The organism is Sporosarcina sp. ZBG7A (assembly GCF_000813425.1).
Classification (GTDB): Bacteria; Bacillota; Bacilli; order Bacillales_A; family Planococcaceae; genus Sporosarcina.
Genome location: NZ_JWIB01000008.1, coordinates 60,830 through 80,463, shown reverse-complemented (window position 1 = coordinate 80,463; position 19,634 = coordinate 60,830). Strand labels below are relative to the sequence as shown.

Here is a 19,634-nt window from a genome sequence, read left to right as displayed (position 1 = left end):
TCTATGCTTATCGAAGTTCTTTGATACGTGCAGCTTTTCCGCGTAGGTTGCGAAGGTAGTACAACTTCGCACGACGTACTTTACCACGACGAGTAACTTCTAATTTTACGATTTTTGGTGTGTGTACAGGGAATGTACGCTCCACGCCAACACCGTTAGAGATTTTGCGAACTGTGAATGACTCACTGATTCCGCCTCCACGACGCTTAATAACGACACCTTCAAATAGCTGAATACGCTCACGCGTTCCCTCAACGATTTTTACGTGCAAACGCACTGTGTCTCCCGGACGGAATGCCGGTAGATCGCTTTTAAGCTGATCTTTTGTAATATCTGCAATTAGTTGTTGCATGATTTTTTCTCTCCTATCCTTAGAGGCTCTTGCGATGAATGACCGCAGCGGAACATCAGTTAAGTATGTGCTTACATAGAAGCACGTATATCATATTAGCATAAACCGAGGTTGTGTGCAACAGTCACCGGCTAGATTTCAGTCGCTTCAACATCTTTTCTTGCTCCGATGTCAACGAAATTTTATCTAACAAATCTGGACGACGTTCGAGTGTACGTTTAAGTGATTGCTCCGTACGCCACTTGTCAATTTCACCATGATTTCCTGATAGTAATACATCTGGCACTGAATGGCCCTTATAGGTCGCTGGGCGTGTATAGTGTGGATGCTCTAGCAACCCTGTTGAGAAAGAATCTTCCACAGATGACACGTTATTCCCTAGCACTCCTGGCAGCAAACGTACGACACTATCTATAATCGCCATCGACGCAATTTCACCGCCAGTTAGCACAAAATCTCCGATTGAAAGTTCGTCTGTCACAAGATGCTCTCGGATCCGCTCATCATATCCTTCATAATGGCCACAGATGAAAACAAGGTTCTCCTCTGACGCCAGCTCCTCAGCTTTAGCCTGGGTGAAACGTTCTCCCTGGGGACACATCAGAATGACTCGAGGCGGCTTTGTAGCATCCTTTGTGACAGCTTCAACCGCATTGAAGAGCGGTTCTGGCTTCAATACCATTCCGGCGCCTCCACCATACGGATAATCGTCAACTTTGTGATGCTTATTCTCGGAGTAGTTTCTGAAATCAGTAACTGAAAATGAGACAGCTTTGTTCTCTTGAGCTTTCTTCAGAATCGAAGTATGAAGGACCCCTTCGAACATTTCTGGAAATAACGAGAGAATATTGATATTCATCATGAAAGAAGCCCTTCCATGACCTCAATCGTAATTTTCTTATTTTCGATATCAATCTCTTTGACGATATCTTCAATATAAGGAATGTAGTGTGGTTTACCTTGGGCTGGTGTAACTGTCCACACATCGTTTGCGCCGGTTTCTAATATGTCTGTAACCTTGCCGATTAAGTCCCCTTCGAGAGTGACGACATCGCAACCTTTGATTTCGTGATAATAGAATTCGTTTTCCTCAAGTTCACCAAGTTGCTTCTCTGATATTTTCAGCATACCGGTTTTGTATTTTTCTACGTGGCTAAGATTGAAGTGGTTTTCAAAAGTGAGCAAGTAGAAGTTTTTGTGAATGCGCGCTCCTGAGATTTTAAGCTTGATGGGTGTAGTTTCGTTTGGCATGAACAGGGATAGTTCACTACCGACTGCAAACCGTTCTTCTGGGAAGTCTGTCCGAGGAGTGACTCGTACCTCACCTTGTACTCCGTGCGTATTGACGAGTTGCCCGACGTTAAACCATTGCATAATCCATTCACTTCCTTTGTTCGTTTATATGAAGTTAAAAATTCATTGATATAGAAAAAGAGAGGAACCGAGGCTCCTCCCTTTACGCAGTGTTAGTCAACGATATCCAGGTAAACTCGTTTACCTCGGTGGCTGCCTGCAGCTGATGTAACAATTGTCCGTATCGCATCTGCGACACGTCCTTGCTTTCCAATGATCTTCCCCATGTCTTCAGGGTGGACAGAAAGTTTGTAGGCAACCCGATTCGTTTGTTCATCCTGTTCGACGTGAATCGCTTCGGGATAATCGACTAACGGTTTTACGATTGTCTTAATCAGCTGCTCCATTAGCGCACCTCCTGATTACTTGCTAAGTTTTGCGTTATGGAATTTCTCCATGATACCTTGTTCTGAGAACAAGTTACGAACTGTATCAGATGGCTTAGCGCCTTTCTGCATCCAATCCAAAACTTTTGCTTCGTCAATTTTCACTTCAGCCGGCTTTGTAAGCGGGTTGTAAGTTCCAACTGTTTCGATTTGACGGCCATCACGAGGAGCTCGTGAATCTGCTACTACGATACGATAGAAAGGTGATTTCTTTGCACCCATACGTTTAAGACGAATTTTTACTGACATTTTTAGTTGCACCTCCGAATAGTTTCACACAAGATAGTATATTATCAAGCTTTTTGTTGTTTGTAAAGTGTTTTTTCTTAACACCTTGTTTTTCGAATAAAATTACTTAAAAAAAGCATCCATTCCCGGCATTTTCATCTTCTTTTTACCACGTTGTTGTGCACCGGTCATCTGCTTGACCATCTTTTTCATTTCTTCAAACTGCTTCAGTAATCGGTTGACTTCTTGGATTGAAGTACCTGATCCTTTCGCAATTCGTTTTTTACGGCTCGCGTTAATCATCTCAGGTGTGGTGCGTTCTTGCGTTGTCATCGAGTAGATGACTGCTTCCACTTTCCCCATTTGGCTCTCATCGACTTTTGCATTGTCAAGACCTTTAATTTTGTTGAATCCTGGCATCATTTTTAAAATCTCATCAAGTGGACCCATTTGCTTCACTTGTTGCAACTGATCTAGGAAATCATCCAAAGTGAAGGTTTGTGTGCGAAGCTTTTGTTCAAGTTCTTTCGCTTTGTCTTCATCGACATTTTCCTGAGCTTTTTCAATGAGAGACATCACATCACCCATGCCGAGAATCCGGGAGGCCATACGTTCAGGATGGAATGGCTCAAGCGCATCCATTTTTTCACCCATACCGACATATTTGATGGGCTTTTGAGTAACTGCACGAATTGAAAGTGCCGCACCACCACGTGTATCTCCATCAAGTTTTGTAAGAGCGACACCTGTAATACCAATCGCATCGTCAAAGTTTTTCGCCACGTTTACCGCATCTTGACCAGTCATTGAGTCTACAACGAGGAAGACTTCATCAGGCGATGAAAGTTCACGAATATCTTTCAACTCTTGCATAAGAGTTTCATCAATATGCAATCGTCCTGCCGTATCAATGATCACGACGTCATTGTGATCCTCATCTGCTTTTTTGAGTGCTTGACGAACAATTTCCACAGGTGAGATATCAGTTCCCATAGAAAAAACAGGAATCGTCAATTGCTTCCCTATCGTTTCCAGCTGCTGAATGGCTGCAGGTCGATAAACGTCTGCTGCGACGAGTAATGGAGATTTGTTGTTCCGCTTTCGCAACGAATTTGCAAGTTTCCCAGATGTCGTTGTTTTACCGGCACCTTGTAAACCAACCATCATAATGACAGTTGGCGACTTACGGGCAAACTGAATAGCCGTTTGCTCTTCTCCCATCAACTTTGTGAGTTCATCTTTTACGATTTTCACGACTTGTTGACCAGGTGTCAGACTCTTCATGACGTCTTGACCGACCGAACGCTCACTAACTGTCTTCACAAACTCTTTTACGACTTTCAAATTGACATCCGCTTCGATTAACGCAAAGCGGACTTCTCTCATCATTTCTTTTACATCAGCTTCACTAATTTTACCCTTGCCTGTGATTTTCTGAAGCGTCCCTTGCAGGCGCTGCGCTAATCCTTCAAAAGCCATGCATAGAGCCCCCTTAGTCGTGTTCTTTAATTTGTTGTAATAAAATTTGTACTTCATCTGTCAGCGCTTTTTCAGTGGAAAGTCGCTGTTCGATCTGCTCGATTAACTCTGAGCGTTCTTGAAATTTATTGAACAACGAAAGTTTTGCTTCATAGTCTTCGAGCATCGCTTCTGTTCTGCGGACATTATCATAGACAGCTTGTCTGGACACTTCGTATTCCTCCGCAATTTCGCCTAATGACAAATCGTCTAGGTAATACAGTTCCATATAAATGCGCTGCTTATCCGTCAATAATGATTGATAAAAATCAAAGAGGAAGTTAACACGTGTCGTTTTCTCTAGCATGTACAATTCCTCCTCAGACCTTCTCTTAATAGTAGCTGTTGCCTCATAGTCCGTCAAGGTATTTTACTTGTCTTTATCCTCTTCAACTTCCTGATCCGCTTCTAACTCCAACCCATCAGCAAAAAGTCCGTACACATACTTTTCAGGATCAAATGGCTGCAAATCATCGATGCCTTCACCTAATCCTACAAACTTAACAGGAATATTCAACTTATTACGGATTGCTAAAACGATTCCACCTTTTGCAGTCCCGTCAAGCTTCGTAAGAACAATCCCGGTCACGTCTGTAGCTTCTTTAAACGTTTCTGCTTGAATCAATGCATTTTGACCCGTTGTCGCGTCAAGTGCGAGTAACACTTCATGAGGTGCTCCCGGGATTTCACGGTCGATGACACGGTGAACTTTTTTCAATTCATTCATCAAGTTCACTTTGTTTTGTAATCTACCAGCTGTATCACAAATCAAGACATCCACATTGCGTTTTTTTGCAGCACTAACGGCATCAAACATAACTGCAGCAGGATCGGATCCTTCAGACTGTCGAATCACTTCAACTCCAGCACGCTCACCCCAAACAACAAGTTGGTCGATGGCCCCGGCGCGGAATGTATCACCTGCTGCAAGCATGACGGTCTTTCCTTCAGCTTTCAAACGGGAAGCTAGTTTACCAATTGTCGTAGTTTTTCCTACACCGTTTACTCCTACCATGAGAAGGACTGTGATTCCGTCTTCTTGGATATTCAAGCTATTATCAATTTCACCTTGAGAATTATAGATTTCAACAAGCTTTTCAGAAATAACCGTTTGAATTCCAGCTGTATCTTTAATATTCTTGCGTTGCACTTCGACTTTCAGTAGGTCGATCAATTCCATTACTGTTTCATATCCAACATCCGCTTGAAGCAAGACCTCTTCTAATTCCTCGAAAAACTCTTCGTCAATTTCACGGAAACGGGCAACCAAATCATTCACTTTAGACGTGAATGAATCGCGAGTTTTAGTTAAACCCTCTTTGAATTTCACCGTTACCGAATCATTTGTGCCTGTGATTTTCTCTTTCATTTTCTTAAAAAAAGACATCATTCTCACATTCCTTTATAAAATTATGGTGTGCTTAACGCGGTTTCCGGAACTTCGGACATTTTTACTGATATGAGTCGGGATACGCCAGATTCTTGCATCGTAATTCCGTACAAGACATCGGCTCCTTCCATCGTCCCTTTTCGATGGGTAATGACGATGAACTGAGTATCCTCCGAAAACTTTTTCAAATATCGGCTATACCGAATGACATTCGCTTCATCCAATGCTGCCTCGACTTCGTCCAATATACAAAATGGTACTGGGCGTACTTCGATAATGGAAAACAACAACGTAATTGCTGTCAATGCACGTTCTCCTCCTGAAAGAAGGCTCAAATTCTGAAGCTTTTTCCCCGGTGGTCGAGCGATGATATCCACACCTGTTTCAAGTAGGTTCTCCGGATCTGTTAGAACAAGATCCGCTTCCCCACCGCCAAACATTTCCTTGAAAACGGTACGGAAACGCTGTTGTACGGCGTCAAACGTGGACTTAAATCTCATTTTCATTTCCATATCCATTTCTGACATCGCTTCTTCTAGCGTCGTTTTCGCTTCTAGTAGATCGTTTCGTTGATCAGTTAGGAAAGTATGTCTTTCGAGCACTTCTTTGTACTCTTCGACTGCTCCTGGATTCACTGGACCTAAGGATTCAACCTCTCGTTTCAACTGTTCCACACGAGATCTCACATCGGACGCATTGAAATCTTCAGGAACTTCATAATCAGGGTAAAGTCCGTAGTCTTCAAGCAAACGTATAAGGACTGACTCCAGCTTCACTTCATTTCTAGAAAACACGACATTCAAATTGCCAAGTTCTGAAGAAATCATCCGAATCTGGTCAGAAATCTGTTTTAGTGTGATCTCCTGCTCGTCACAAGAAGATGAAAGTTGATCCCGTTCCGTCCGTTTAGCGAGTAATTCTGATTTCACTTCAGTTACAATATTTGTCTCTGCAGCTATTCGTTGTTCAATTTCTTCAGGGGTTAGAACTTCTCCTTCTTCTTGACCTGACAAAAATTGAAGTTCTTCTTCCGTTTGAACAAATTTGCGTTTTGCATCTTGGAGTTCTTGTTCCGCCGAGGTTGCAAGAGACGATCGATTGGTGACTTGTTCACGTAAAATCGCTGTTTCTTCACGCAGTTCACTATAACGCTCCCGAAGGGCTTGCTCTTCGTTGCGCCGATCTGCAGCGAGACGTTCTAGAGAAGCAACTGAAGTTTGAATTTCTTGTTGCTGTGCTGTCAAACGTTCACGTTGCAGCTGTAGTTCATCTCGTTTTACAAACAATGAACTACGCGTATCCTCTGAACCTTTTCTTCCTGCTTCAATCGTTTTCCATTCAGATTCAGCAGTTCGAATTTCAAAAGTCGTCTCTTGAAGGTTTGAGTCAATACGAGTGATAGCAAGCTGTAGTTCATCCGTGCTTTGCGCGGATACCGAAGCTTTTTGCATTTCACTAGCAATCGTCAGTTTGATGGCACTTAATTTTTCTTCTGCGGCGCCAATGGAATGATTCAACTGATCGAGTTGACTCGTCAATGTTTCCAGTTCAGCTTTACGGGAGAATACGGTAGATTGTACTTTTGAACCCCCACCTGTAAGGGAACCTCCTGCATTCACAACATCCCCATCGAGAGTAACAATTCGGAATCGATAGCCAGCAAGTTTAGCGATTTCAGACGCACCATTCAGTGTTTTTGCAACAATGGATGCTCCGAGCAAATTCGCCGTCACATTTCGATAAGCTGATTGTACAGTTACAAGTTGATCGGCCGTTCCAACAAAGTCAGGATGATGATTGACTTTTGATAAAACATCTTTCGGAACAAATCGCGCCTTCATCACATCGAGCGGCAAGAACGTTGCGCGCCCTGCATTCTTCTTTTTCAAGAAGCCGATGGCAGCTCTTGCATCTCGCTCAGTTGTCGCGATAATATGTTGCATCGCCCCACCGAGCGCAGTCTCCACTGCTTTGATATGTTTTTTATCAACAGATATCAGTTCGGCTACAGCGCCTTCTATTCCTTGGAGTGTTCCCGATTGTTTAGCTACGAGAACTTCTTTAACACCCGAATAAAACCCAGAAAAATCAGCTTCCATACTCTTTAAAGCACGAAGTCTTCCTTGTAGTTCGTAGCGCTTATTAACAGCTTGCTGATGCATTGTTTTCGTCTCTTCAAGCTGGATTTCTGTTTTTTGAAGCTGCGATCGATTTGTTGCTACCTGTTTCGTCGCTTCCTCCATGTTTCGCTTAAGCTTACCAAGTTCAGCAGTTTGCTGTTCTTTCAGTTCATGAAGTGTGTCGAGTTTAGATCGAAGTGCTTCCGTTTGCTTGCCACTCTTTTCCGATGAATACTGCTCACCTGTAAGCCGTTCTTCAATATGTTTCAACTCATTGCGAACAGTGGCTTCTTCGTTCAACACTTCAATATATGTCGATTTAAGATTTTCGATTTCTTGTTCAGTTTCAGCAAGAGAACGTTTCAATTTTCTCGAAATCGACGTCATTTCTTCCGACTTACTAGATAATTGAAGTTCAGTTTCATGATTATGTTCTGTGAGTTCTGCTTTTTTCGCTTCCAGTTGGAGAAGCAATTGCTTTAAGCTTTCCAAATCCTCTGTAAGACGCTTGGAGCGATCTTTGACGTTGCGTTGTTTTTCTAATGAAAGAAGTCTTCGCCCTTCCCACTTCTCAGCTTCAGAGCTTGATACCACATGTTGTTCTTGAAGCTCTGAAATCTTTTTATCTAAAAAAGAAAGTGAAGATTTAGCTTGTTGCAGTTGTTGTTCAGCGATATTCGCTTCTTTTTCCAGTTCAAGTTTGTTTTTAGTCTTGCTTTCCACAACTGTTTTATTATTCAATAGTTCCGTTTGCAGATAGGATGCCTCCACATTGAGAAGACGCACATCGGCATCTCTCAGTTCAGTCACAAGTTTGCCATGACGCTCAGCAGCGCGGGCATTCGCAGCGAGCGGTTCCATACGATCATCGAGTTCTTTTAAGATATCTAAAATACGATCCAGATTATCATCTGTTTCAATAAGCTTGAACTCTGCTTTCTTTTTACGCATCCGATACTTCAAGACGCCTGCAGCTTCGTCAAATATGCTTCTCCGGTCTTCAGGTCGACTATTCAATATTTCGTCAACCCGCCCTTGTGAGATGATTGAGAATGCTTCTTTCCCTAGACCTGAGTCAACGAAGACATCGTTAATGTCTTTTAGACGACATGCCTGCCCGTTCAGTTGAAAGGAACTCTCTCCCGAGCGGAACACTCGTCTACTTACACTGATTTCAGTATAATCGAGCGGAAATAGCCCTGTTGTGTTATCTAAAACCAATGTCACTTCTGCAAAGTTTAAAGGTTTTCTAGAATCACTGCCGGCAAAAATGACATCTTGCATTTTCGCTCCTCGCAACGATTTGGCAGATTGCTCACCGAGTACCCATCGAATGGCATCGATAATATTACTTTTGCCGCTACCATTTGGGCCAACAACGGCCGTGACACCAGGTACAAATTCAATGGATACCTTTTCGGCGAATGATTTAAATCCAATAATTTCAAGACGTTTTAAAAACACGTTCAGCTCTCCTCTTTCGTATGCTCATCCAATAACTGCTGGATCGCCTGACGAGCCGCTTCCTGTTCAGCTTCTTTTTTCGATCTCCCGATACCTTCTCCAAGTTTTGTGTCTCCAAGTTGTACGTATGTGAGAAACTTTTTCGCATGTGCAGGACCTGATTCTTCAACAATCCGATAGTTAAGCTGCCCATGATTTGTCTGTTGGACAATTTCTTGTAACCGGCTTTTGTAATCCATCACATGCGAAAAAGCTCCAAGTCCAATTTTCGGGAATACCGTACGTTCTAGAAAATCAATCGACACTTCAAATCCTTGATCGAGATAAAGGGCTCCGATAAAAGCTTCAAACACATCTGCTAGTAGAGCAGGTCGTGTGCGTCCGCCAGTTAGCTCTTCGCCTTTTCCTAAAAGGATATACTCTCCAAAGTTAAGTTCGGTAGAGAACGTCACAAGGGACGGTTCACAAACAATAGCTGCACGCAACTTCGTTAGCTCTCCTTCACTTTTGTTCGGTTCAGTTGCAAATAAATATTGCGACACAGCCAGCTCAAGAACAGCATCTCCTAAAAACTCCAACCGTTCATTGTCCGAGTACTTCTTACCTCGATGCTCATTCACATAGGATGAATGGGTAAATGCGTTGTACAGCAAGGATACATTCTCAAAGCGAACTTCAAGTCGTTCTTGCAGCTCCTCAAACTTTTTCCGTACCGCTACTGGTAACACGGTCTTAGCTGGCTTATCTTTTACTCTTTTATTCGTCGTCATTCAAAAAATCCGCCCTTCTTTAACAAGTTCCTCTTTATTCTACCCTGTCCGCTAGCGTAGTGCAAAATAGAAAAGAGACACTCCCGACCTTATGTGAAGGGTCGAAAGAGTCTCTGTGCTATACTCATTTAGTTTTTTCTTCGATATATGAGACAGCACTTCCAACAGTACTGATTTTTTCAGCATCATCATCAGAAATTTCCATGTCGAATTCGTCTTCTAGTTCCATAACCAATTCAACAACATCCAATGAGTCTGCACCAAGATCATCAGTGAAAGAAGCTTCTGGTTTCACTTCGCTTTCATCGACTCCCAAACGGTCGACAACTACCTTTGTAACACGCTCTAAGACTGTAGCCACTGTATTTCACCTCCTTTCAAAGTAAAAAGCGTAGGCAGCCTGGTTAGGGGCGACAGGTGCTGGAGGAGAAACCGTCAACGTGCTCTTTACCTTGTCGTTTTCTCTGAAGCAACCCCGAGCCCTGGCCACCGTTGATTTCCGTTTCAGGTGGACGCTTTCCGAGGGGCTTGATCTCAGCCTCCTCAGACGCGTTGCTCCTTGCGGGGTCTTCAATCTTCGCATTTCCCTCTGGAGTCGCCATCTTTCACTTCAATCAACTAGCATCAAGTTAAAAATAATCCAATTCAAGAGATTAAAAACGCACCCCACTTACATAACCATGCCGCCGTCTACATTCAATACTTGTCCAGTTACATAAGAAGCATCATCAGACAAGAAGAAGGCTACTGCTTTTGCAACATCTTCAGGTCGTCCTAGTGATCCTAAAGGAATTCCACTAAGTAGCTGATCCTTCATATCCTCACCTAATGCATCTGTCATGTCTGTTGTGATGAATCCAGGTGCGACTGCATTGACCGTGATTCCACGAGATGCAAGTTCTTTGGCTGTCGTTTTCGTCAGTCCGATCACGCCAGCCTTCGCCGCTACATAGTTTGCTTGGCCTGGGTTCCCTGCGATTCCAACAACTGACGCCATGTTCACGATACGACCTGCACGTTGCTTCATCATCTGTCTGGATACCGCTTTTGTACATAAGAAAACACCTTTTAAATTCGTATCGATAACCGCATCCCACTCGTCCTCTTTCATACGCATGAGCAAATTATCTTTCGTAATCCCTGCATTATTGACGAGGAGATCAATCGATCCGAATGTCTCAAGGGTTTGTTCCATAAGAGCTTTCACACTATCAGCTGACGTTACATCCGCTTGAACAGCAATCGCTTTGCCGCCATTCGTTTCAATTTCCTGAACGACTTGCTCAGCTCGCTCCTGACTTCCGCTGTAGTTAACCGTCACATTCGCACCTTCACGAGCGAGTAATAATGCAACTTCACGCCCAATCCCTCTAGACGCACCCGTCACAACCGCTGTTTTCCCTGCAAACTTCCCCATTACGACCACTCCTTCGACGCTTCTATCACTGCATTCAGTGTCTCTTCATCGTATACTGGCCAAACCGTTGCATTTCTGTCGATTTTACGAACGAGACCGCTCAGTACTTTACCAGGTCCGCACTCTATGAATTGCGTTACCCCTAATTCAAGCATTTGACGAACGGATTCTTCCCATCGGACAGGTGACGATAACTGTTCGATCAACAAACGTTTTACTTCAATGCTTTCTGTTACGGGTTGAGCCGTCACATTGGCAATGACTGGAACTTCCGCTTCATTCATATCTATACTTTCTAGCACTTCACCGAGTTTTCCTGCTGCTGGACGCATAAGTTCAGAGTGGAACGGACCACTCACGTCAAGCATGAGGGCACGTTTAGCTCCTGCTTCTTTCAAGCGGATACACGCCTCATCCACTCCAGCTTTTGTTCCAGAAATAACAACTTGTCCTGGACAGTTGAGATTTGCTGGCTGAACAAGATTCCCTTCAGCAGAGACCGCTTTCGTCACCTCAGTCAGTGTTTCTAAATCAAGTCCAAGGATTGCTGCCATTGCACCTTCACCTGCAGGCATTGCTTCGTTCATGAATAATCCACGTTTGTGCACCGTTTTCACTGCATCTTCAAAGGAAAGAACCCCTGATGCGTAAAGCGCTGTGTACTCTCCCAGACTATGACCTGCCGTATAAGACGCCTGAATTCCCGCCTCTTTCAAACGGTCAGATATCATTGCCCCAACAGTTAACAATGCGGGTTGAGCATTATATGTGACTGTCAATTCTTCCTGTGGCCCGTCTGTTATCAATCCACTTAACCCGAATCCTAATTCGCGATCTGCTGTTTCAAAAAATCGCTGACTTCCTTTTTGTGCTGCTAATTCAACACCCATGCCCACTTTTTGGGAACCTTGTCCCGGGAATAGAAACGCTACCTTTGTCATCGTGTCTCCTCCTCTTTAATGGTTTCACGAATTGTTTCACTCACGTGATGTTCCGCCATGATACGTGCCTGACGGATTGCATTTTTTACTGCATTTGCATTGGACGATCCATGTGCTTTAATTACTGGGGCGTTCAAACCGAATAGACCTGCTCCCCCGTATTCTGTATAATCCATCTGCTTTTTCAAGCCACGCAAATCGTCTTTTACAAGTGCTGCAGAGATTTTCGTTTTAATGGAAGATGCAAACACATCTTTAATCATAGAAAACAAACCTGAAGCTGTTCCTTCTATCGTTTTCAATACCATATTACCTGTAAACCCATCTGTGACAGCAACGTCTGTTGTACCGGTTAACAAATCACGTGCCTCAATATTGCCAATAAAGTTCAATGGGGCTTTCATTAACTCATCATAAGTAGCTTTTGTTAAGTCATTTCCTTTACCTGCTTCTGTCCCGATATTCAACAAGCCAACTCTCGGATTTTGAATACCACGAACTTTTTCTGCATAAATACTTCCCATAATCGCATATTGAACGAGCTGGCTCGGTTTCGCGTCAGCATTCGCTCCAACATCAAGTAAAACGAATCCCTCTCCACCAATCGTCGGTAGCGTCGGAGCAAGGGCAGGTCTTTCAATACCGTCAATTCGACCGACGATGAACAACCCCGCTGCCATCAATGCACCTGTGTTTCCTGCGGATACACAAGCGTCTGCTTCACCATCATTCACTGCTTTCGCCATACGGACCATAGATGCATCTTTTTTTCGTCGGACCGCTCTTACAGGCTCATCTTCCGAGGTAATGACCTCGCTGCAATGATGGACGGTTAAACGGTCGTGTGCTGTTAAATAAGGCTTCATTTTTTCCTCGTCGCCAAACAGCTGTATATGTATATCGTTATATTCTTGAAGACTTTGCAATGCGCCTGCGATAATTTCTTTTGGGGCATGGTCGCCCCCCATCGCGTCTACTGCGATTTTCATTCAACTTCCTCCTGACTCGTTCCTGTGGAGCGATACATTTGAAATTCACCACTGAAGACCTTTTCATCTCCAACTGTTGAAGTCACATCGACAAGAGTTCGATTGTCCCTTTTTTCACGGACAATCGCTCGAGCTATGACACGATCTCCTGCTTTAACTGGCTTGACAAAGTGTAGCACAGACTTCGCCGTAAGTGCGAGCTCATCGTCAAGAACAGCAACAGCTAGTGAATTCGCTTGTCCGAACAAATGGTGTCCACGGGCGATGCCGCTTTTTTGGAACACATGGAGTGGTGTAATATCGAGAATCGATATCGCTTTGCTATCCAATTCGATATCAATGATTTCTCCGATCACTTCTTCTTGTTGCAGCGCTTTTACTTTATCCGCAATCGTTTCAGTCGCCGCAGTCCTCATGCGTTCCCTCAATTCAGGAATTCCACATTCAAGACGGTCCAGCCGAATGGTCTGCACGCTCACGTTGAAGTGCTGTGCGATTTCTTCATCCGTTAAAAAAGGAGTAGCATCTAACAGCTGTGCCAGCTGATGCTGACGATCTTTTTTAGGTACTCGCAACATAGTCACTCCTCACGTTTAGCACTTGGTAATAGTAACAGTATATAAAGATAAAAAAAAGAATGCAAGAGTGGACATTCTCTTTGCATTCCAAAATTCACATTGCATAACTTCTTTCAAAAATATAGGTGCCGTTTTCAGTTGTTAATCAATACGCTCATTTTGCAACACGCCTGATTCTTCCACAGTTGTCCGGAGGCTCTTATAATCAGGATCTGTCCAAAACGCATCCATTTCCAACAACTGTTCTGCATCTTGTCGAGCCGTTTCCAACGCACGATAATCATGTATTAAATCCGCCATTTTAAATTCGGGTAATCCACTTTGCTTCTTGCCGAAGAAGTCGCCCGATCCACGGAGCTCAAGATCTTTTTCAGCCAATAAAAACCCATCATTCGTTTCAGCCATCGTCATCATGCGCTCTTTACCTTCTTCTGTCTTCGGATCTGCTAATAACACACAATACGATTGATCGGCACCACGACCGACACGTCCCCTTAATTGGTGAAGCTGAGCAAGGCCAAAGCGTGTCGCGTCATAGATTAGCATAAACGTCGCATTCGGTACGTTCACTCCTACTTCGACAACAGTCGTCGACACTAAGCAATCAGTTTTCCCTTCACTGAAATCACGCATGACTTCATCTTTTTCATCCGAGTGCAGTCTTCCATGCATCAGCCCCACGGTAAAACGACCCGCAAAATACGTCGATAGCTGGCCGAAAACATCAACAGCATTCTGAACGTCCAACGTATCAGATTCTTCTATGAGCGGACATATGACATACGCTTGCCTACCCGATTGCAATTCTTTTTCCATTCGACGGAGAACTGGTGCGAGTGAATCTTCTTTTAACCAGTGGGTTTCAATCTCTTTTCGTCCTGCCGGCATTTCATCCAACAAAGAAACATCCATTTCACCGAACACGGTAATTGCCAGTGTCCTCGGAATTGGTGTCGCCGTCATAAAGAGAACATCAGGACTCTCCCCTTTGTCACGAAGTACTCGACGCTGTTCAACCCCGAAACGGTGTTGCTCATCCGTGATGACCAGGCCAAGCCTATGGAAGTTCACATCTGGCTGAATTAGGGCATGCGTACCAATGAGCAAATCGATTTCTCCACTTTCAAGTCGAGCTATGATTTCACGTCGTGCTTTCCCTTTTGTAGATCCAGACAAGAACGCCACCGTTACGCCCACCGGCTCGAGCCAACTAGCTAGTGTCTCTGCGTGTTGTTCCGCCAAAATTTCTGTTGGAGCCATGAGAGCTCCTTGGAAACCTGCAGTGATGGCGGCATATAGCGCAATGGCTGCTACAACCGTCTTGCCGGAACCGACATCTCCTTGAAGCAGACGATTCATACGTAACGGGCTTTTCAGCTCTGCACATAACTCATTGACCACCCGTTTTTGAGCGCCCGTCAGCTCGAACGGCAGACTAGAGATGAATTGCTTCAATTTTTCCAAGTCATACCCAATAGTCGTGCCTTTTCCTGCCGCTTTACGCACTTTCTTGAGTGCAGCCATCTTCAACTGAAAGTGCAACAACTCTTCATACACAACACGACGTCGTGCCTGTTTCACGTCTTCTGGACTGTTCGGAAAGTGAACCATTTCAAGCGTTTCCGCTATTCCTGGAATTTTATAAGAGCCTAGCAACTGCACAGGCAACGTTTCGGGAATTTCATGCACGACATCGTCTAGCGCTGTCCTCATCCATCTTCTGAACGTCGGCTGTTTAACAACACCCTTCAAACTATAAACAGGTTCAAAGTCAGCTTGTCCGATTTTTGGCCCGTCTTTAAAATTGCTCACATTAATGAGCTGGCGACCTCGATCCCATTTCCCTGTTATGGTCACGATCTGTCCTGGATTCATTCGATCCTTTAAATAATGCTGGTTAAAAAATACCGCTTTAACAAGATGGTTTCCGACTAACAACTGAACTTGCATCCGCGAACGTTTCTTCCCGGTAAACAGGACGGATGGAACACTCTCCACCCGTCCTTCTATCGTTACGCGCTCCTCGTGAGGTGTCTCAGACAAATCTTTCAGCCTGAAATCCTCATGCCTGTACGGAAACATCATAACTAATTCTTCAATTGTTTCGACACCTAGCTTTTCCAGCTGCTCGCCAGCTGACTTGCCAATTCCTTTTAGTAAGGTAACGGGCTCATTTAGTGACCGTGTCACGTGATTCCTTGTCCTTACCAAAGATTTTCGCTTCCAACGCTTTTCCTGTCGGTGTAGCAGCGAGTCCACCTTTTGCGGTTTCACGCAAAGCAGAAGGCATCGACTGACCGATTTTATGCATTGCTTCAATGACTTCATCGGTCGGAATAACGCTCACGACTCCAGCAAGCGCCATGTCGGCACCAACGAGCGCTTTGGCTGCTCCCATAGCATTACGCTTCACGCACGGCACCTCGACGAGCCCTGCGACCGGATCGCAGACGAGACCGAGCATATTTTTCATCACTATCGAAAAGGCTTCCGCACTTTGTTGTGGCGTTCCTCCAGCCATTTCAACAATCGCTGCTGCCGCCATCGATGCAGCAGATCCTGTCTCCGCTTGACATCCACCTGCAGCACCGGAAATGGATGCATTATTCGCTACGATAAATCCGAATGCACCAGTTGTGAATAAATAATTGACCATCTGTTCATGTGTCGGATTCAATTTGTTTTTCACCGCAAACAACGTACCTGGGACAATCCCTGCAGCTCCTGCTGTAGGAGTTGCGCAAATTAATCCCATTGCAGCGTTTACTTCATTCGTTGCGACCGCTTTACTAACTGCATCCAACAAAAGTTCTCCGGATAAAGATTTACCCGTTTTCATGTAATTTTGAATAAGAACTGCATCGCCACCCGTTAAACCGGATGAAGAGTGGACACCTTTCAATCCCTCTTCCACAGAACTCTCCATAACTGCTAAGTTGTTTTCCATCTGTGCAACTATATCTTCACGTGATCTACGCGTTAATAACATTTCTTGACGAATCATTATCTCTGAAATCGGTTGTTGCTCTTTTTCAGCAACCTCGACAAGTTCTTTTACGTTTGAAAACAAAACATCCATTTTAACTGCCCCCTTAGTTCGCCAATGTCGATACTTGTGTAACATTTGGAAGTGCACGCAATTCTTCAATCAGCTCATCGTTGACGACTTGATCGACTTCAATAACCATAAGCGCCATTTTCCCTTTCTCTTTACGTCCAACTTCCATATGAGCAATATTCATATCTTGCGCAGCAATTGCGTTCGATACATTAGCAATAACACCCGCACGATCATCATGGACAACGAGTAATGCCGGGAAATGTCCGGATAAGCGAAGTGGAAAACCATTCAGCTCGATCACTTCCATCGTGCCCCCACCAATTGAGATTCCAATGAGTTCCATGACGCCTTCTTTATCTCCGATGACTAGTTTTGCAGTATTCGGATGGTCCATCTCCTCTACTTCGGCGATGAATTCAAAAGACATGCCCAGCCTTTCCGCATCTTCAAACGCTGTGCGGATTCTCTCGTCGAACGTATCGTATCCAAGAAGTCCGCCGATAATCGCAACATCCGTTCCATGGCCTTTATAAGTCTCTGCGAACGAACCATATAAGTGAATCGTCGCCCATTCCGGTTGACGTCCAAACAAATCTCTCGCTACAAGTCCAATACGTGCAGCTCCTGCTGTATGTGATGATGATGGTCCAATCATGACTGGCCCAATAATTTCAAAAACGGATCTGAATTTCAACAATAACTCCCCCTTTTACCCATATTCCTAGTATTCATTCTACACGAACAGCTGCTAGAAAACAAAATTCATAACTACTTATAAACGGACAAAAAGCGCCAACGACTAGGAGTCGTGACGCTTTTCATGTTCTGTTATTCCACCGACAAAATATAAGGGTATAACGGCTGTTTCCCGTTATACAATTCAATTTCGACGTGTTCGAACTGACCTTCAATATAAGCAACCATTTGTTTTGCATCTTGTTCAGAAACGTCTTCACCGTAAATCACAGTTACGATTTCATCATCTTCTGTGATCATATCGTCAATTAATGACTTCATTGTGGTTTCTAGTGAAGGTGTAGCTACTGTAATCTTCCCATTCGATATGGCCATGTAATCATCTGTATGAATTGAAACGCCATCAATCGAAGTATCTCGCACTGCTGTAGTTACCTGACCGGTTTTCACAACAGAAGCTGCTGCGTTCATGGATTTTGCATTCGTCGTCACGTCTGCTTCAGGGTTAAACGCTAAAATGGCTGCGAGCCCTTCAGGTACAGACTTCGTTGGAACGACTGCCGCTTCAATTCCAATCACTTCAGCCGCTTGTTCAGCAGCTAACACGATATTCTTATTGTTCGGTAAGATCAGAACACGTTCCGCCCCAACTTCTTGAATCGCCTTGACGATATCTTCAGTAGAAGGGTTCATCGTTTGCCCGCCTTCAATTACGTAGGAGGCTCCGATACTTCTGAGCAACTCTGCAATTCCTTCACCCATTGCAACCGTCACGATTGCATAAGGTGTTTTCTTTGCAGTGGAATTTTTACGTGCTGATTGATCCCCTACAATGTCCATGTGTTGTTGGCGCATGTTCTCAATTTTAATATTGATGAGGGAACCATACTGTTGACCGCAAGATAATGCATTCCCTGGGTTTTCTGTATGGATATGTACTTTCGCAATCTCCTCATCAGAGATGACTAGTAAAGAATCTCCCATTTCGTTCAATTGTAGTCTGAAGTCATTTTCATCAAAATGATGGTCCTTCGTTTTTTCGTCTTCAAATCTCACCATGAACTCCGTACAATAACCAAACTCAATATCAGCAGTATCCATGAAACCTTGTACATTACGATGGTGTTCTGCATTTACAAGTTCGTCCATCGACTGGACAACTGTTCGTTCTGGCAATTCTTCACCTTTAAGACAAGCCAAAAATCCTTCGTAAACGTACACAAGACCTTGTCCGCCACTATCTACAACGCCTACCTCTTTCAAGACTGGCAATAAATCTGGTGTCCTTTTGAGTGAAGCTTTTGCTTCTGTCAAAACCGCTTCCATTAACTGAATGAGATCCGTTTCCGTCGTTGCTGTTTCCACAGCAACAGCTGCTGCATCTTTTGCAACAGTTAAAATCGTGCCTTCCACAGGCTTCATTACCGCTTTATAAGCCGTTTCCACACCATATCGGAGCGCTTCAGCAAATTCACTTGCGGTTAACGATTCTTTGTCTTCAACTGATTTTCCAAAACCACGGAATAACTGTGACAAAATCACACCAGAATTTCCACGAGCGCCCATTAATAACCCTTTAGACAATGCTTGTGAGGTCTTCCCTAGGTGTTCAGAAACGTTCGCTTCCGTCTCTTTTGCCCCCGAAGTCATCGATAAATTCATATTTGTTCCAGTGTCCCCATCTGGAACTGGGAATACATTCAGGGAATCCACATAATCAGCATTTTGTTTAAGGTGGTATGCGCCCATTTTCACCATCTCTGCAAACTGTAGTCCATCCATCAACTTCATAGAACTGTGTTCCTCCTTCACGGGTTCGTCACACGAACGCCCTGTACATAAATATTGACGGAACCGATTTTCATCCCGAGTGATTTTTTAAGTGTATACTGTACTTTGGATTGTACTTGGTAGGCAACTTCAGTGATTTTTGTCCCGTAACCGACAATAATATACAAATCAATTTGTGTGTCAGCACCTGCGTTTCTAACGATGACACCTCTACCGAAGTTCTCTTTTCTCAGAATTTCTGTCAGTCCGTCCCGAATTTGATGTCTAGAGGCCATTCCTACAACTCCGTAGCACTCTATTGTAGCTTCACCGACGATCCGGGCGATTGTCTCATTCGTTATATCAATTTTTCCATAATCGTTTTCCATTTGAATTGACATGCCGTTATCCCTCCTGAATCCAGTTTCACTGTTCACATTGTACTATATACAAGCATATAAGAAAAGAAAGCAAGCGTTTTCTTTAACGTGTAAAGGAAAATTGCTTGAGAGAACAGAGAAAAAAGCTTGCATGGGATAGACGGATATGATAAATTAATCTAGTATGCGAATTATAAGTGAAACGCTTAATCATCATTCGC

At 43.9% G+C, this 19,634-nt stretch carries 20 protein-coding genes; all 20 read right to left on the bottom strand.

Annotated elements, in window-relative coordinates:
• Positions 1-7 precede the first annotated feature (7 nt).
• A complete protein-coding gene (rplS, locus tag RL70_RS02790; RefSeq protein WP_039041905.1) occupies positions 8-352 on the bottom strand; it encodes a 50S ribosomal protein L19 in 345 nt (114 codons plus the stop codon).
• A 124-nt stretch (positions 353-476) separates the two neighbouring features.
• Entirely contained in the window at positions 477-1,211 is a 735-nt protein-coding gene (gene trmD / locus RL70_RS02785; protein WP_039041998.1) for a tRNA (guanosine(37)-N1)-methyltransferase TrmD, read from the bottom strand.
• Complete coding sequence (gene rimM, locus RL70_RS02780; protein ID WP_039041904.1) at positions 1,211-1,726, bottom strand: ribosome maturation factor RimM; 516 nt, start codon at positions 1,724-1,726, stop codon at positions 1,211-1,213. The genes trmD and rimM overlap by 1 nt, the downstream gene beginning before the upstream one ends.
• 92 nt (positions 1,727-1,818) lie before the next feature.
• Entirely contained in the window at positions 1,819-2,052 is a 234-nt protein-coding gene (locus tag RL70_RS02775; protein WP_025785073.1) for a KH domain-containing protein, read from the bottom strand.
• Positions 2,053-2,067: 15 nt separating this feature from the next.
• Positions 2,068-2,340, bottom strand: coding sequence for a 30S ribosomal protein S16 (gene rpsP / locus RL70_RS02770; protein ID WP_039041903.1), 273 nt, complete (start codon positions 2,338-2,340; stop codon positions 2,068-2,070).
• Positions 2,341-2,442: 102 nt separating this feature from the next.
• Positions 2,443-3,798, bottom strand: coding sequence for a signal recognition particle protein (gene ffh / locus RL70_RS02765; RefSeq protein WP_039041902.1), 1,356 nt, complete (start codon positions 3,796-3,798; stop codon positions 2,443-2,445).
• Between the two features lie 13 nt (positions 3,799-3,811).
• Positions 3,812-4,144, bottom strand: coding sequence for a putative DNA-binding protein (locus tag RL70_RS02760; RefSeq protein WP_025785080.1), 333 nt, complete (start codon positions 4,142-4,144; stop codon positions 3,812-3,814).
• Positions 4,145-4,207: 63 nt separating this feature from the next.
• Positions 4,208-5,224 (bottom strand): signal recognition particle-docking protein FtsY, encoded by a 1,017-nt coding sequence (gene ftsY, locus RL70_RS02755; protein WP_039041901.1) that lies wholly within the window; start codon positions 5,222-5,224, stop codon positions 4,208-4,210.
• 23 nt (positions 5,225-5,247) lie between these two features.
• Positions 5,248-8,811 carry a chromosome segregation protein SMC gene (smc, locus tag RL70_RS02750; protein WP_039041900.1) on the bottom strand — a complete coding sequence of 1,188 codons (3,564 nt, stop codon included), beginning with the start codon at positions 8,809-8,811 and terminating at the stop codon, positions 5,248-5,250.
• Positions 8,812-8,813: 2 nt separating this feature from the next.
• A complete protein-coding gene (gene rnc, locus RL70_RS02745; RefSeq protein ID WP_039041899.1) occupies positions 8,814-9,581 on the bottom strand; it encodes a ribonuclease III in 768 nt (255 codons plus the stop codon).
• A gap of 124 nt (positions 9,582-9,705) precedes the next feature.
• Positions 9,706-9,942 (bottom strand): acyl carrier protein, encoded by a 237-nt coding sequence (locus tag RL70_RS02740; protein ID WP_025785086.1) that lies wholly within the window; start codon positions 9,940-9,942, stop codon positions 9,706-9,708.
• Between the two features lie 309 nt (positions 9,943-10,251).
• The gene (fabG, locus tag RL70_RS02730; protein ID WP_039041897.1) at positions 10,252-10,998 is read right to left on the bottom strand and encodes a 3-oxoacyl-[acyl-carrier-protein] reductase; all 747 of its coding nucleotides are present in this window, start codon (positions 10,996-10,998) and stop codon (positions 10,252-10,254) included.
• The gene (gene fabD / locus RL70_RS02725) at positions 10,998-11,939 is read right to left on the bottom strand and encodes an ACP S-malonyltransferase (RefSeq protein ID WP_039041896.1); all 942 of its coding nucleotides are present in this window, start codon (positions 11,937-11,939) and stop codon (positions 10,998-11,000) included. Before fabD ends, fabG begins: the two co-directional genes overlap by 1 nt.
• The gene (gene plsX / locus RL70_RS02720) at positions 11,936-12,928 is read right to left on the bottom strand and encodes a phosphate acyltransferase PlsX (RefSeq protein ID WP_039041895.1); all 993 of its coding nucleotides are present in this window, start codon (positions 12,926-12,928) and stop codon (positions 11,936-11,938) included. The genes fabD and plsX overlap by 4 nt, the downstream gene beginning before the upstream one ends.
• On the bottom strand, positions 12,925-13,503 hold the full coding sequence (fapR, locus tag RL70_RS02715; protein WP_039041894.1) for a transcription factor FapR: 579 nt from the start codon (positions 13,501-13,503) through the stop codon (positions 12,925-12,927). Before fapR ends, plsX begins: the two co-directional genes overlap by 4 nt.
• 144 nt (positions 13,504-13,647) lie before the next feature.
• Positions 13,648-15,696 carry an ATP-dependent DNA helicase RecG gene (gene recG / locus RL70_RS02710; RefSeq protein ID WP_039041893.1) on the bottom strand — a complete coding sequence of 683 codons (2,049 nt, stop codon included), beginning with the start codon at positions 15,694-15,696 and terminating at the stop codon, positions 13,648-13,650.
• Positions 15,677-16,585: an L-serine ammonia-lyase, iron-sulfur-dependent, subunit alpha gene (gene sdaAA / locus RL70_RS02705; RefSeq protein WP_039041892.1), complete on the bottom strand. Its 909-nt coding sequence runs from the start codon at positions 16,583-16,585 to the stop codon at positions 15,677-15,679. Before sdaAA ends, recG begins: the two co-directional genes overlap by 20 nt.
• Before the next feature lie 13 nt (positions 16,586-16,598).
• The gene (gene sdaAB / locus RL70_RS02700) at positions 16,599-17,261 is read right to left on the bottom strand and encodes an L-serine ammonia-lyase, iron-sulfur-dependent subunit beta (RefSeq protein WP_039041891.1); all 663 of its coding nucleotides are present in this window, start codon (positions 17,259-17,261) and stop codon (positions 16,599-16,601) included.
• 134 nt (positions 17,262-17,395) lie between these two features.
• Positions 17,396-19,054, bottom strand: a complete 1,659-nt coding sequence (locus RL70_RS02695) for a DAK2 domain-containing protein (protein WP_039041890.1) — start codon at positions 19,052-19,054, stop codon at positions 17,396-17,398.
• A 17-nt stretch (positions 19,055-19,071) separates the two neighbouring features.
• Positions 19,072-19,434 (bottom strand): Asp23/Gls24 family envelope stress response protein, encoded by a 363-nt coding sequence (locus RL70_RS02690; protein WP_025785100.1) that lies wholly within the window; start codon positions 19,432-19,434, stop codon positions 19,072-19,074.
• Positions 19,435-19,634: the final 200 nt, after the last annotated feature.